The sequence below is a fragment of the Alteromonas sp. ABD4_190 genome (assembly GCF_056160105.1).
The window spans coordinates 743,797-759,071 of sequence record NZ_JBSWWN010000001.1; the positions used below are offsets into that span (position 1 = coordinate 743,797).

The window sequence follows — 15,275 nt, forward strand, 5'->3', positions numbered from 1 at the left end:
TAAATCCGAAATACTTCTGCCCTGTAGCATATTCAAGCATCGCTGACTTTAGATATCCCACACTCAGGAAACACGCAAGACACCCAAAATTTCTATAGCGCATTCGCACTTGGAATTTCCTCATCGCTTTTTAACCAAAATGCGCAGGTCTTACGTATACTTTCAATAATAAAAATAACCCGTTCCATCAGGGCATGTTGGATTTTATACCAGTCCCCATAGCTTTTGTTTTAAGCCATGCTTAAAACAACATCTTTAGACCAAAACGCCGACCTATGCTGACATTAAAAGAGTTAAAAAAATCGTTTTCAGAGGCGGGAGCCCCGCTTATAAACAACCTTAACCTGACTGTAAACCCAGGCGAATCTGTGAGCATACAAGGTGCCTCTGGGTGTGGTAAATCTACTTTGCTATCGCTCATTGCTGGGTTTGAGACCCCAGATAGCGGAGATATTGCGGTAAATGGGTTAGCAATTGCTAATGTTGGCAAAACTGGCAATAACACTCAGGCTAGAGACATTGATAATTTTCGTAAACAGCATTTAGGCATTGTATTTCAAAGCTTTAACCTGTTTGACTGCTTTAATGTATGGGATAACATCGCGTTTACCGCAAGGCTAAAAGGTAATTTTGATAAAGACTATCAATTAGCATTAATGGAACAGCTTGGAATATTACCCTTAGCGCAAAAGCCGCTAAGCCAATTATCTGGAGGCGAACAGCAGCGCTGTGCCATAGCCCGAGCGCTCGTACATCGCCCCTCGCTTATTTTAGCCGACGAGCCCACCGGCAATTTAGACGAGACCACCAGCGAAACCGTATCTGACTTACTTTTTCAAACCTGCAAGCAAGCTAATACCTCCCTTGTTGTGGTTACTCATAGTCAAGACGTAGCGGTAAAAGCGGATTCTGTTTTGCGACTACATAAAGGTGTATTAGAAGATGCCAGGCTTGGAAGCATAGAGTCTGCAAATGTAATAAATGGCACAGTTTCACCACCATTTTACGCAAAGGACCGTAATGGTGAAGATATTTAGCAATATGAATCTTTTTACAAACACGTCGTTAAAGAGTGAGAAGCTGCTTTGCTGCGCACATTACTGCTGAGTATCTCTAGTCTTCTTGCTATGGCAAGGCATAGGCCGTGGGAACCCTTGCTCATTATGGTCGCAATAGTATTGGCCAATGCCGGGCTTGTTACCGTTTTACTGATAAACGAGGGCGCGACACAAGGTGAGCTTCTCCAATCTAATAAAGGTCTTTTTACCGGTAGTATCATTACACCAGTCTACAGCGGAGTACAATCTGAACCAGGGAGTCTCTTGCAAGGCAGCGTTAAAAATGAGTACTCACAAGAGCGATCTGATCATGAGCGCTCTGTACAAGAACAGACCACACATGAACACTTTACTCGTGAAGGCTTCACGAAGGAAGATTATGCCAACCTTCGCAGGCACGGCTTTACCCAGCTTATAGCTATATCTGAACGCAGTATTACCCTCTCATGCAGCAATGAGAAAGCAACACCAATTACTCTCAAGTTGCTTGGCGTTGATACTCAGCCTCTTTTAGGAAGTACATTTCAAACAGGTGACGAAGACTTCTCGCTCTCGTCTCTTTTTTTAAGGACTAAAGAAAGTAACCAGGCTTCTGCTGCTCGAATATTGCTCGCCGAACTTCCTGAGACATTTTCAGTAAACGGACTGCTTCACCCTGTTACAAATGCCAAACTCACTTGTCACAATACGCTAAGTGGAAATGATAGTACGACGACAACACGCCCCTATTGGCCTGCAGCGGTCAATGCTTATGTAAGCAATCTGGTACCGCAAGATACGATTTTGGTCTCTATTGATGACTTTTACAAAGGAGGGATAAGCCCTAGCAGCAATAATAATACCTTCAGCAAAGCTAATACCAACAGCAAGGATAACACCCAGCCCGGCGCTAACCATATTTCAAAGCAGCAAAAAAGTTTTGTACCGCTTACTGGCCTAATAGCTCTCTCGACGCTTTCCGAACAAGACCTTGAGTCAATAGAAGCATTACTTGGGTTAGCGGTTAAACAAACAAGTAACGGCGATGACAATGATACCGGCTCGTTACCAGATAGCTTTCGATTGAACCTGTGGGCAATGAGCGCGCTTATGGGCGTGGTTTCACTTTTCATAGTGCTGAACGCGCTAAACTTAATGTACCGTACACGGCTACCCAACGTTATACGGCTTCGCCAACTTGGCATATCTAAGCGTGTATTAAGTGGCGCGCTTTTTACTGAACTGCTGGTTTACTGCCTAATAAGTACACCAATTGGCATCTTCATAGGTTTTCAAGCCGCGTCATGGTTATCACCGGTTATAAGCGGTACCTTTACATCTTTGTTTAACGCCGCATTCATTACCCCTGACGTCAACCTGCTTTTTATTTTCGGATTCACGTTAATAACGACTTTTACGTCATTAGTCGTATTCGCCTTAGCTTCTATAGTTAAGCTTTCAAATGCATTAACGGTGCGCCCTGCCAAAGAGAAAATCATGCGGCAATGGGCTGTAGGGCTTATATCATCAGCTGCCTTGGTTTTGCTGTTTATTGCTGAAGCCTATGTTACCTCTCCGGCATCTGCACTATTCTTTGTCGCATTATTACTACTCACAAGCTGCGTACTCGTGCTTCTGTGGCTACCAATCGTAGCTAAGCTACTCGCTTTGTTTGTGCCAAGGCAATGGCCAGTATTTCATTACGTGATTGCTAATATGCATTTACTGTCTAGTAAAACACGCCTTGCTGTTTGTGCGTTTTTCATCGCGTTAACGGCTAATATCGGTATGAATACCATGACCGACAGCTTTAGAAGCGCGACTGAACAATGGTTAGAACAAAGACTTTACGCGCCTTTCTACCTATACACAGACGCACCACTCAGTAATGTAGAATCACTATCAGCCAATTCACTATCACCGCTGGCAGTGACGCCTTTGCTAAAAGCTGACGGTGACGTAATAAGTTTATTCGGCACAGAAAAAATAGATGAAGTAATAACCCCCACGCCAACTTACGTTTCTATTAGTAGTTACCCTGTTCATAAAAATGGTAAAGAGGGTCTGGTCCTCGATAACGTAATAAACAACGACCATAGTGCAGCTTGGCGTGCGTTCAAGGAAGGGAAAGGGGTATTTATTAATCAGCAATTAGCCTTCGCGCTTAATGCTGAATTAGGCGAGACGCTAAGTGTAGCTAATATTAGGTTTCGAAAAGGGATAAATGGAAGTAGTTCGAACGTTACCCTATCCACAAACCCAACAACCGTTCAAGCTGAGGGGGCGAAAGCCAGTTCTGCCAACAACTTGCCAAGCAGGCCTTCAAATACACGTATTTTTTCAACACAACCTGAATGGAAAGTGCTTGGAATATACCCTGATTATGGCAACCTTAATGGGCAGATATTAGCGCCTCTCCCTCTATTCAACCAAAACAACATTACAGTGAGAAATAGCTTATTTTCCGGCGTACTGGCTATATACCCAAAGCTAAACGACAGCCAAGGTACAACAGCGGGTCGCGAGGTTACTTTCGCAAAAGAAACGCTCGAACAACAGCTAACAGCTCACATTGGAGATGAAGCCGACATAACCCTGTATAGCAGGCAGGCGCTTCTAAATACCTCCATGGATACGTTTGACCGCACCTTTGTGTTGACCGATGGCCTGAATATTACGACTTTGCTTGTGGCAGGCATTGCCTTCGCGGTGTCTCTTACCGTTTTGACGATAGGTAGTTCACCACAACTGTCTGTGCTAAGAGCACTTGGGGTTAGCCAGCTTAAAGTTAAAGCATCGTTATTTATGCAATACCTACTGCTCTGCTTTGTTTCAGCATTGCTCGCCATTCCCTTTGGCATTTACTTAGCCTACGTCTTTATAAATTTAGTCAACCGATACGCCTTTAACTGGGTTTACCCTCTTTCAATTGAAGTAAACGTCATTCTTTCTAGTGTGGGCCTTTCTCTGCTTATCGTTTCACTGGTGCTTTTATTACCTTTAGGGAAACTCAAACCCAAAATTGATTTAAGACAGGAAGTGCAGCTATGAGGTATAGATTAAATCGCAATAGCCACTATTCTCCTTGGGCTTTCAGCAAATTTAGCTGTTTATTGCTTTTTCTCACTTGCTCATTCTTGTCTGCCTGTAATGACAGTTCAAATACAAACGAGCAAAGCAAGAGTAGTGAGTCCTCAAAAGCTTCTTCACCTCGTGGTTTCTTTGGCGAGATGCAATCGAGCGACGCCTTTATTTCAGTAGAAAGAAACACGTATGTTGAGCTTCCTGAAGATCATAAAAGCCACCCCGACTTCCAATTAGAATGGTGGTACCTAACCTTTGTATTAAGTGGCGAAGACGGTCAGGAATTCGGTTTGCAGTATACGCTTTTTCGATTCAATACTGATACGGCCGCCAATATGAGTACTGATAAACCAGTCGTGCGAAATTGGGCTAACGGACAGCAATGGATGGGGCACGCCTCACTACACACCCTAAATCATCACTATTTTGAAGAGCGATTTGCGAGTGGCGGCGTAGGTAACGCATACGTAAAACAAAGCCCCTTCACTACTGTCATAGATGATTGGGTTTGGAAGGCAGCACAACCAATGTCGGAAGCCGCAGCCAAAGTAGAAAGTAAAGCTATGTTTCCCTCCACGTTAACCTTTGCTTTTGGTAAACAACATACGCGCGATACAAATCAGCCGCCTAATGCAACCTCCAAATCTCCTGAAGGTGCGCTACCTAGAAGCGATGAAGCTCAAAATGGTGCTGTAAATAGAGCTTCACCTGCAGATACACAGTTGAGCAATGAAGAAACACCAATGCATAAAGCCATTAAGGTTGCGCTTAACTTAGACTCTTCGGGCCCTTTTATAAAGCAAGGCGATAATGGCTATAGCAAAAAAACGCAAGACGAACGACTTCGCTCTTACTATTACAGCCAGCCCTTTATAAACGCCCGAGGAACAATAAATATAGAGGGCAATAACATAAAGGTTAAGGGTAAAGGCTGGTTTGATCACGAATGGACGAGCCACTTGGCCAACAGCGAGGCGTTGGGGTGGGACTGGTTTTCACTGCATTTAAACGACGGAAGCAAACTTATGGCGTTTCGAATGCATACGAATACTGACAGCGAAGAGAAAAGTAAAACTCAAAACGCGGAAGTATTCACAACGGCCAGCTTCATAAGTAAAGCTGGAATGAAAGAGACCATCAAGCAAGACAGCCTATCTATTACGCCAGCAGGCTATGAGCCAATTCAAGTAGAAAACAAAGTAGAAGGTGAACAAGGCAGCTCAGTCCGTTCCGTTCCCACAGCTTGGCGCATACAGTTACCGACAAAAAACATCGATGTCTCCGTTAGCGCGTTTAAAGAAAAACAGTGGAATAACAGTTTATTTCCCTACTATGAGGGACGAGTTGAAGTAGAGGGCTCCCACTCGGGGAGCGGCTTCATGGAATTGACGGGCTACTAAGGCCTGTTGACACCGATATACAGCAAAGCGCAATAGGCCCTAATAAATAGACCAGTTAATGCGCTCGCTCAGCGAGGTCAAAGCCGCTACGCCTAGCTGAGAATTACCCACGCTATTAAGCGCTGGGGAAAATACGCAAATGGTAAATCGACCAGGGACGACCGCAACAATACCGCCGCCTACCCCGCTTTTACCCGGCAGACCCACTTTAAAAGCGAAGCTGCCCGCTTCGTCATACATTCCGCTGGTTGCAAGTAATGCGTTCACTTGTTTAGTTTGGTAAGGCGTTAGGACTTGTTCATTGGCGCAGGTTGAAAAGCCGGCGTTAGCGAGAAAGCTGGTTGAACGTGCTAAGTCCTCACAACTCATTTCTAACGCACAATTGTGAAAGTAATTGCGAAGCACATCCTCCACTTCATTTTCAAAATTTCCGTAAGCCTTCATCAAATATGCCATTGCTGCATTGCGAGAGCGATGTTCGTATTCAGAATCTGCCACGACCTTGTTGACCACGATATTGCCATTACAGCTTAAGCGCCTTACAAAGTCTCTCATGGCAATAAAAGGTGATGCAAAGCGCGATTGCACCATATCGCTTACCACCAAAGCACCTGCATTAATAAAAGGGTTACGTGGAATACCATTTTCATACTCCAGCTGTACAAGAGAGTTAAACGGCAGGCCAGAAGGCTCACACCCTACTCGCTCCCACATGGTTTCACCGTAGTGATTGATAGCTAAAACAAGGTTAAAGACTTTTGAGATACTTTGTATTGAAAACGGCACGCTAGCGTCACCAATAGACGTGATGTGCCCATTGATATCACAAATAGAAATACCAAACTGACGAGGATTAACCGTTGCTAACGCTGGGATATAGTCTGCAACTTTACCCATGCCAAGCATAGGCTCGACTTCGTCATAAATATCCTGCAGTAACGATAGCATTTCGTTTTCCATTCTCTGGCTTGACCTCTTTTTTGCTAATATTTTTTCTGCTAATAAAAGAAAAGCGCCTGTTAAAAAAACGTCGGCGCTTCCATTTTAGTTAAGTTCTATCGGCTATGTGTTGCTTCAATAATGCAACTTGCTACAAAAGCCTTAGCCCGCCCGTATAGCTGACGCTTAGTTGCAGCGCCAGTCTTCTTTAAAGTCGCATAAGCCGTCATCATCTTCGTCTGACGTAAGCTCAATATTGGTGGTCACCTTTCTTGATACTTCATTTGCGTCATTATCGATTTTTATTGGCTGTTTTTTATCAATAAAACTAAAAATAGTCTTCGCAATATCGGTATTATCGATTTGCCCCATAAATGACTGGTGGCCCGCACCAAAAGCAAACACTTCAACATCTACACCAGTATGACCGCCTGTAGTCCAACCTGTATTTGTTTTAGCATCCAGGAAGGTTTTTACTGCCATAAAGCGCGTTTTATCATCTTGATTCGATACACTATTTAACGTAGCTAGCTCTTCTTCGCTTAACGATAGCCCGAGCTTCTGCGCCACATACTCGCCAGGGTTTTCTTCATTCGCCATATTAAGCGCGATCGTCATTACCGAGGCTGACATTGATTTTAAATGTTCAGGGCTCCAGCGATAGTCGCCATTTGCACCAATAGTCAAACCGCCGGTGCTATGGTCAGCAGTTAGTACAACCAGTGTGTCCGGGTTAGCTTTAACATAGTCGCGCAGATATTCCATGGTTAACGCCAAATCGTGCATTTCAGCCATAGCAGAAGCGATATCATTTGCGTGACCCGCCCAATCTACCTGGCTTGCTTCAACTAAAAGGAAAAACCCATTGTCGTTTTCTAAGTGCTTGATAGCATGTTGAGTTAAGTACTCAAGACGGTTTTTACGCTTATCATCCAGCACTGCAGGCAGCGCCACAGGCGCAAACAGGCCAAGCACATTACTTCCTGCAGGTACAGAAGCTAGGCGATTATATGTGTCGGCATATTCGTAGCCCGCATCAATGAACTGCGCCAGAATATCTCTGTCTTCGCGTTCAAAGTAAGAGGTGCCACCGCCTAACATTACGTCTGCCACAAACTCGCCGTTTGCGCGCACATCAAAGAAATCCTCAGCAATTTCGTTGTAGTTCTTGCGGCTTTCGTTGTGCGCTATGTATGACGCAGGTGTTGCGTGAACAATTTGCGATGTAACCGCCAAGCCAGTTCGCATACCTTTGCTTTTAGCTTGGTACATAACCGAGTTTACTGGCTGCTTATCAACATCTACACCTATTGCACCATTGTATGACTTCACGCCGGTAGCAAGTGCTGTTGCAGCAGCGGCTGAATCGGTAACATAACCCGATACACGAGCGGGGTAAGTTGACGCATTGCCTACTAAAATATCATCAAATACAACCGTCTCTACTTCCGGTGTTGACGGATCATCTAAATAATTACGGTAAGCGGTTGTGTAGGCAGGCCCCATACCGTCGGCAACAACCATAATGATATTTTTCGGCACACCTTTGATTTGACTACTGTTTACGTTTGCTGATTCGGTCTTAGATTCAGTGATACCACAGCTTGCAAGAACAGCAATAGACGCACAACTTAGCAATGATGTGCGAACAAATTGTTTAATCATTTAAACTTCCCTGAGTAAGTAAAGATACCTGCTGACGTTATAAGCCGCAGTTACTGCAAAATCGATATTATCGCGAATGAAACGTTGATATTAGTAAAGCGATAAAAGGCAATAGTGTAAAACAGGCAAGCAAGATGCTCAAAGCTTTTGGATAAAATATGCTTGTGGTGAGATGACCGTTTAGTCATCTCGTCTAAATGGAGTATTTCTAGAAAAGAAAAGCCTATTTGCTTTGAGCTGCGAGGTATTCACGCATACGCTGCTGCGCCACGTCTACAAGCATATCGGGCTGAAATTTAGAGATAAATCTATTACAACCCACTTTTTCAACCATGGCATCGTTAAAGCTACCGCTTAATGAGGTGTTGAGTGCAATGAACAGATTGCTCATACGCGGGTCGTTACGCACCTCTGAGGTAAGCCGATAACCGTCCATTTCTGGCATTTCTGCGTCAGTAAACATAAGCAAAATTTCGTCGGTAGGATTTTTCCCTTCGTCAGCCCATTGTTTTAGTAGCGCCAACGCTTCTGCGCCGTTTTTTCGCTCAATAATACTGATACCTAGCTGCTCTAAAGTGTCTTTTATTTGTCTTCTTGCCGTGCTGGAATCATCAACAATCAACACTTTTTTACCGAGAAAGTGATTAACGATATCTTGATCTAACACTTCCTCAGAAATAGATGTATCGTAGTCGATGATTTCCGCGAGCACTTTTTCAACATCTATTATCTCAACAAGCTCTTGTTTACCCTCAACATTCACCTGAGTTATGGCGGTTAAATAATTAGATTTACCAATTCCGCTTGGGGGCGGTTGTATAGTCCCCCAAGAGGTATTCACGATATTTTTAACTTCGCCAATAATAAAGCCCTGCACGCTTCGGTTGTATTCGGTGATAATAACGTTTTTCGCAGTAGCTTCTGTGGCTGCTCCGCGCATTTTGATCGCCTGACGCAAGTCAATAATTGGAATAGAGCTGCCGCGGTAATTCATTACGCCTTTAAGATTATTATGGGAACCAGGCATAATGTTAAGCTTGGGTACATTGATAACTTCTTTGATTTTAAAGACATTCATGGCAAAAATGTGACGAGTTCCAAGCTGAAACATCAAAAGCTCAAGCCTGTTCTCGCCAACAAGTTTGGTTCGCTGATCAACCGACGATAATACACTGTTACTCATAACGCCCACTTATTCAATTTACAATCAAAGACCTAAAGCCAATTTAATACCGTCATACCAATTAGCCAAGCTACAATAACTTACCGTTAAAGTTAGCTTGACCGTCATTACAAAGCTATTACCCTTTTAGCTAATGGACAGCTGAAAAAAGCAACATAATTAATGTTTTACCAGTAAAGCAACCTTTGCAATAGCCCCAAACCTTGCGAACTTTACTCACTAGCATTAGCCATTTCTATTGATAACTCATTCAAATGCGTTAAAGCGTGTTTTGCTTTAACGAAAATACACACGTTAGGCATCGTCATTACGCAAAGGTAGTTTCAATATAGGCTAACAAGGCTAAACATGCCTCTCTCCATTCATATTACTATCGAACCTATAAATCCCCTCTATGCCGTTTAACGATAAACGGATAAGTTCGCTATCCCATATTATCTAAGCGTATAGCGAACATCTTCTAACTTAGCTAGAAATTTGTCGACACAGCGCATTAGCAACGCAGCGACAAAGCATTCACAAGATGAATGGCGGCAATGCGAAATATATATTTTTATTATTATCAAACTCGCACTAGGATGGAATGGAATCAACGGGAACGCCCTACAGCGTGAACACAAACAACGTAAAGAATTTTAATTATAGTCGGGAGAGACGCTCATGTCGCAATATCAACAAGACATTGATAACTTCGCCACATTAAAGGCAGCACAAAACGGAGCTTGGGAAGGTATCAACCCAGAGTTCGCTGCACGTATGAAGGTTCAAAACCGCTTTAAAACAGGTTTAGACATTGCTCGCTATACAGCAAGCATCATGCGCAAAGACATGGCTGAATACGACGCAGATTCGTCTCAGTACACACAGTCTCTAGGCTGCTGGCACGGCTTTGTAGGTCAACAAAAAATGCTTTCAGTTAAGAAGCATCAAGGCACAACGAATAAAAGCTACCTATACCTTTCAGGTTGGATGGTAGCAGCGCTTCGCTCTGAGTTTGGTCCTCTTCCTGACCAATCGATGCACGAAAAAACGTCAGTATCTGCACTTATTGAAGAGCTTTACACTTTCCTTCGTCAAGCAGACGCACGTGAACTGGGTGATCTTTTCCACAAACTAGACGACGCGAAGAAAAACGGTGGTGATGTAGCTGCGATTCAAGCTGAAATCGACAACTACGAAACTCACGTAGTTCCAATCATCGCTGATATCGATGCGGGCTTTGGTAACGAAGAAGCAACGTACCTACTTGCAAAGCAAATGATCGAAGCGGGTGCATGCTGTATCCAAATCGAAAACCAAGTATCAGATGCGAAGCAATGTGGTCACCAAGACGGTAAAGTAACCGTGCCACATGAAGATTTCCTGGCGAAAATCAACGCAGTACGCTATGCATTCCTTGAATTAGGTGTTGATGAAGGTGTTATCGTTGCGCGTACTGACTCACTAGGTGCTGGCCTTACTCAAAAGATCCCAGTATCTACATCAGAAGGTGACCTAGCGGCTCAGTACAACGCTTTCCTTAAAACGACTGAAGTTGCTGGCGTAGACGACCTAACTGAAGGTGACCTAGTTCTTAAGCAAGGTGGCAAACTTGTTAAGCCAGAGCGTTTACCAAACGGTTTATTCCGCTTTAAAGACAACACAGGTTTTGACCGTGTAGTACTTGACTGTGTAACGTCGCTTAAGCACGGTGCTGACCTACTGTGGATTGAGACTGAAAAGCCTCACGTTGGTCAGATCGCTGAAATGGTTAACGCTATTCGCGAACAGGTTCCAAACGCAAAGCTGGTTTACAACAACTCTCCATCGTTCAACTGGACGCTTAACTTCCGTCAGCAAGTATTTGATGCTTGGACAGAAGAAGGCAAAGACGTTTCTGGCTACGACCGCGCGAAACTTATGTCTGCTGACTATGACGACAGCGAACTTGCAGCAGCGGCTGACGAGAAGATTAAGAGCTTCCAAGCTGATGCAGCACGTGAAGCGGGCATCTTCCACCACCTTATCACGCTACCTACTTACCACACTGCAGCACTGTCTACTGACAACCTTGCTAAAGGTTACTTCGGTGAAGAAGGTATGCTTGCTTATGTACGCGGTGTTCAGCGTCAAGAAATTCGTCAAGGTCTAGCGTGCGTTAAGCACCAGGCGATGGCAGGTTCGGACCTAGGTGACACGCACAAAGAGTACTTCTCTGGTGAAGGTGCACTTAAAGCGTCTGGTGAAGATAACACCATGAACCAGTTCGACGTATAACGCGAACAGGCAACAAGTTAAACGGAAAGTATCCCAACCTTTCCTACAGGGCACCTTCGGGTGCCCTTTTTTGTGCACGCTATTCATTTCATTTATGTTTTCTACAAAAAATAAAAAAAGCCATACTTTTTAAAATTCCATAAAAAATCTATATACATACTATTTTTCAATTACTTATTGGTATAAAAGTGAGCAAGGTAAGACTAAACGCTTATCTGACATTGAAATAAAAAAGCTTTATAATAGCTACGTTTAATTAGGTTTAAAAAGAGCATTAGAATAATGAATATAGCTAAGGTCGACCTGAATTTATTGGTTTATTTAGATGTGCTGTTGCGCGAAGGAAGTGTAACGAAAGCTGCAAACCAGCTAAGCATTACTCAGCCCGCTATGAGTAACGGCCTGAAACGTCTTCGTGATCTATTCAAAGATCCGCTTTTAGTTCGTACCAGCGATGGGATGACCCCCACTAAGCGCGCGCTTGAACTGCAACCTATTATTCGCGATGTACTTAGTCGATTAGAAAGTTCTATTCAGCCCGAAGTTGATTTCGACCCTTTAACTAGCGACAGAACTTTCCGCATTATGACCAGTGACTATGCAGAAAGTACCTTGTTACTTGAACTCGTTGGAAGACTGGCCGATTTAGCACCCAATATAACACTTGACCTTATCACGCCAAGTGACGTGACGTTCCACGACGTAGAGCAAGGTAAAGTGGATATGGCAATTAACCGATTCGATGAACTGCCGTTGTCGTTTCACCAAAAAGTTATTTGGTATGACACCTTTAGCTGCGTAATGAGTGCGGACCATCCGCTGGTAGAAAAATGTGACCTTGAAGGCTATTTAGGTGCCCAGCACATTTGGGTGAGTAAAACCGGCTTTGGTGTTGGCGTTGGCATTGACCCGAATGAAGTTCAAAAATTAGGTTGGGTGGACGCTGAGCTAACAAAGATCGGCAAACAGCGTGCAATTCGAGTTTTTACTCGTCATTACCACGCGGCTCTGCAAATTGCGAAAAAGCAGAAACTTATCGCCACATTGCCAAGCAAAGCGGCCCGTTTATTTAAACACGACCCTGATGTAATGATTAAAGAGCCACCTTTTGACATACCACCTATTGCGTTAAAAATGGCCTGGAGTGCCCTACTTCATCACGACGCGGGTCACATTTGGTTACGCCGATTGATAAGCGACGTTGCCAGCGAAATGAACGCGGGTTAAACATTCACAAAATATATGGCAAAAATACAAACCATAAATTAAAAAACTATCTCTATACACACTACACTGGGTGAACAGACTAATGTATAGAGGTAGTTATGCAAGGATATATTACTAGAGGCCGACTACAGGTTGCCGAACAACTCGATAACTTTATTAATGAACAGGCACTTCCTGGCACAGGCGTAGATAAAGACATCTTTTGGCAAGGTGCAGAAACCCTCTTCGAAAAATTCATTCCTCAAAATCGCGCGCTATTAGAAAAGCGAGAACAGCTTCAGCGGGCTATCGACGATTATCACAAGGCTGGCAACCCGGTATATGGAAACGAGTATACCGACTTCCTAAAAAGCATCGGTTACCTTGTTAAGCAGCCTTCACAAGTTAGTGCACAAACACAAAATGTAGACGCTGAAATAGCGACTATGGCAGGCCCTCAGCTAGTAGTGCCAATCAATAACGCTCGCTATGCACTTAACGCGGTAAACGCCCGTTGGGGAAGCCTTTACGACGCACTTTATGGCACTGACGTTATCAGTAATGAAGGTGGCGCCGAGCCAGGCAAGAGCTACAACCCCGTACGTGGCGCCAAAGTTGTTGCCAAAGCGAAAAGCTACTTAGATAACATGATACCGCTAGCAAAAGGCAGCCACGCTGACGTCACTGAATACAAAATCGAATCAGGCAAACTGGCCATTACGCTTGCTGATGGCGATGAAACTACTCTTGCAAACACTGAGCAATGGCAAGGATATCAAGGTGACATTAGCGCACCTTCAAGCCTGCTTTTTGCCCACAACGGTCTGCATTTTGAAATTCAACTAGACCCGACTCATCCTATTGGCGAGAGCGATGCAGCAAACGTAAAAGACGTACTTGTTGAAGCCGCACTAACTACCATTATGGACTGCGAAGATTCTGTAGCTGCTGTTGACGCTGAAGATAAAACCTTGGTGTACAGCAACTGGTTAGGCTTGATGAAAGGCTCATTAAGCATTGAAATGACAAAGGGCGGCAAGCAGCTTGTTCGCGCTATGCATGATGACAGAAGCTATCAGCCGTCTAAACACGCGTCACAAGACGAGCTAAAAGACGGCAAACTAGTACTTACTGGTCGAAGTCTTATGTTTGTTAGAAACGTAGGCCACCTTATGACTAACAATGCTATGCTCTTTGACGGCGAAGAAGTGCCAGAAGGGATCATGGACGGGTTAGTGACTTCACTTATCGCAAAGCATGACCTTTTAGGAAACAGTAAATTTAAAAACAGCCGCGAGGGCAGTATTTATATTGTTAAACCTAAAATGCACGGGCCAGAAGAAGTAGCATTCTCTAACGCATTGTTTGGTGCGATTGAAGCAATAATCGATGTTCCAGCCAACACCCTTAAGATGGGTATAATGGATGAAGAACGCCGCACAAGTATCAACCTTCAGGCTTGTATTGCTGAAGCTACCTCCCGGGTTGTATTCATTAATACCGGCTTCTTAGACAGAACCGGTGATGAAATTCATACCTCAATGCTTGCTGGGCCTTTTGCAGAAAAAGCCGCGCTTAAGTCTATGGCTTGGATTAAAGCCTATGAAACCGCAAATGTGGCTGTAGGTCTTCGTTGCGGCCTTTCTGGCAAAGCGCAAATTGGTAAAGGTATGTGGCCAATTCCTGATGAAATGCAAAACATGATGACCGCGAAGATTGGTCACCCTAAAGCTGGTGCTAATACAGCGTGGGTGCCTTCACCTACTGCCGCGACACTTCACGCACTTCATTATCACGACGTAAACGTGTTTGACATACAGAAGTCTCTTGATGAGAACTTTGATGGGTTAAGCGATATTCTCACCATTCCATTGCTAGAAGATGCCTCTACTTTGACTCGTGACAGTATTAAGCGTGAAATCGACAATAACGTTCAAGGTATCCTAGGCTATGTTGTGCGCTGGGTTCACCAAGGCGTAGGCTGTTCGAAGGTTCCCGATATCAACAATGTGGGCTTGATGGAAGACCGCGCAACACTGCGAATTTCATCGCAACATATTGCCAATTGGCTTGAGCACGGCATCGTGAGTGTTGACCAAGTCAAGGAGTCTTTGGCTCGTATGGCTGTGTTAGTAGATGAGCAAAATGCGGGAGACCCTGAGTACATTCCGATGGCACCTGATTTAGACAGTTCAATCGGCTTCTTAGCCGCAAGCGACCTTATCTTCAAAGGTAAAGAGCAACCTAGCGGTTATACTGAACCTTTATTGCACGCTCGCCGACGCGAGATGAAAGCGAAGCTTGCTGAGAGTTAATTCCCAATGTGTATTTATTGGTTAGAAACTCAGGTTTATAACCATATTCACAAAGCGCGTTAGCAACACATTCGCATACTAACTAGGCTCACTCTGTTGATTCAGAAGTGAGCTTTTTTTGGGGTCTTTTCCACGTTGTTCAAATAATTGCAAAGTGTGAAGGGTCAGTTGACCTTGCTGTTAAGGGTAT

9 protein-coding genes are annotated in these 15,275 nt (G+C 44.1%); 6 read left to right on the forward strand and 3 right to left on the reverse strand.

Going from position 1 to position 15,275, the window contains the following annotated elements:
* Nucleotides 1-275 precede the first annotated feature (275 nt).
* Genes ACXAFM_RS03375 through ACXAFM_RS03385 form a run of 3 tightly spaced genes read left to right on the forward strand, consistent with a single transcriptional unit; the run spans nt 276 to nt 5,521 of the window.
* Complete coding sequence (locus ACXAFM_RS03375; protein WP_474833364.1) at nt 276-1,037, forward strand: ABC transporter ATP-binding protein; 762 nt, start codon at nt 276-278, stop codon at nt 1,035-1,037.
* A gap of 48 nt (nt 1,038-1,085) precedes the next feature.
* Nucleotides 1,086-4,088 carry an FtsX-like permease family protein gene (locus ACXAFM_RS03380; RefSeq protein ID WP_474833367.1) on the forward strand — a complete coding sequence of 1,001 codons (3,003 nt, stop codon included), beginning with the start codon at nt 1,086-1,088 and terminating at the stop codon, nt 4,086-4,088.
* Nucleotides 4,085-5,521, forward strand: a complete 1,437-nt coding sequence (locus tag ACXAFM_RS03385) for a lipocalin-like domain-containing protein (protein WP_474833369.1) — start codon at nt 4,085-4,087, stop codon at nt 5,519-5,521. The genes ACXAFM_RS03380 and ACXAFM_RS03385 overlap by 4 nt, the downstream gene beginning before the upstream one ends.
* Before the next feature lie 39 nt (nt 5,522-5,560).
* Here the strand turns inward: ACXAFM_RS03385 and glsB are convergent, their stop codons facing one another.
* The 3 genes from glsB to ACXAFM_RS03400 form a co-directional block, all read right to left on the reverse strand.
* Entirely contained in the window at nt 5,561-6,469 is a 909-nt protein-coding gene (glsB, locus tag ACXAFM_RS03390; protein WP_474833371.1) for a glutaminase B, read from the reverse strand.
* Nucleotides 6,470-6,646: 177 nt separating this feature from the next.
* Complete coding sequence (locus ACXAFM_RS03395) at nt 6,647-8,125, reverse strand: alkaline phosphatase (RefSeq protein ID WP_474833374.1); 1,479 nt, start codon at nt 8,123-8,125, stop codon at nt 6,647-6,649.
* Between the two features lie 223 nt (nt 8,126-8,348).
* Nucleotides 8,349-9,308, reverse strand: coding sequence for a chemotaxis protein CheV (locus tag ACXAFM_RS03400; protein ID WP_474826820.1), 960 nt, complete (start codon nt 9,306-9,308; stop codon nt 8,349-8,351).
* Between the two features lie 660 nt (nt 9,309-9,968).
* Between ACXAFM_RS03400 and ACXAFM_RS03405 the strand changes: the two genes are divergently transcribed.
* The 3 genes from ACXAFM_RS03405 (at nt 9,969) to ACXAFM_RS03415 (ending at nt 15,085) form a co-directional block, all read left to right on the forward strand.
* On the forward strand, nt 9,969-11,564 hold the full coding sequence (locus ACXAFM_RS03405; RefSeq protein ID WP_474826822.1) for an isocitrate lyase: 1,596 nt from the start codon (nt 9,969-9,971) through the stop codon (nt 11,562-11,564).
* A 282-nt stretch (nt 11,565-11,846) separates the two neighbouring features.
* Nucleotides 11,847-12,791 carry a LysR family transcriptional regulator gene (locus ACXAFM_RS03410; protein WP_474826825.1) on the forward strand — a complete coding sequence of 315 codons (945 nt, stop codon included), beginning with the start codon at nt 11,847-11,849 and terminating at the stop codon, nt 12,789-12,791.
* A gap of 98 nt (nt 12,792-12,889) precedes the next feature.
* Nucleotides 12,890-15,085, forward strand: coding sequence for a malate synthase G (locus tag ACXAFM_RS03415; RefSeq protein WP_474833376.1), 2,196 nt, complete (start codon nt 12,890-12,892; stop codon nt 15,083-15,085).
* Nucleotides 15,086-15,275: the final 190 nt, after the last annotated feature.

Bases quoted from the DNA above. Each gene is read 5' to 3' on its own strand.
- ACXAFM_RS03375 (WP_474833364.1), top strand. From the start codon at position 276: ATGCTGACATTAAAAGAGTTAAAAAAATCGTTTTCAGAGGCGGGAGCC.
- glsB (WP_474833371.1), bottom strand. From the start codon at position 6,469: ATGCTATCGTTACTGCAGGATATTTATGACGAAGTCGAGCCTATGCTT.
- ACXAFM_RS03395 (WP_474833374.1), bottom strand. From the start codon at position 8,125: ATGATTAAACAATTTGTTCGCACATCATTGCTAAGTTGTGCGTCTATT.
- ACXAFM_RS03405 (WP_474826822.1), top strand. From the start codon at position 9,969: ATGTCGCAATATCAACAAGACATTGATAACTTCGCCACATTAAAGGCA.
- ACXAFM_RS03400 (WP_474826820.1), bottom strand. From the start codon at position 9,308: ATGAGTAACAGTGTATTATCGTCGGTTGATCAGCGAACCAAACTTGTT.
- ACXAFM_RS03415 (WP_474833376.1), top strand. From the start codon at position 12,890: ATGCAAGGATATATTACTAGAGGCCGACTACAGGTTGCCGAACAACTC.
- ACXAFM_RS03410 (WP_474826825.1), top strand. From the start codon at position 11,847: ATGAATATAGCTAAGGTCGACCTGAATTTATTGGTTTATTTAGATGTG.
- ACXAFM_RS03385 (WP_474833369.1), top strand. From the start codon at position 4,085: ATGAGGTATAGATTAAATCGCAATAGCCACTATTCTCCTTGGGCTTTC.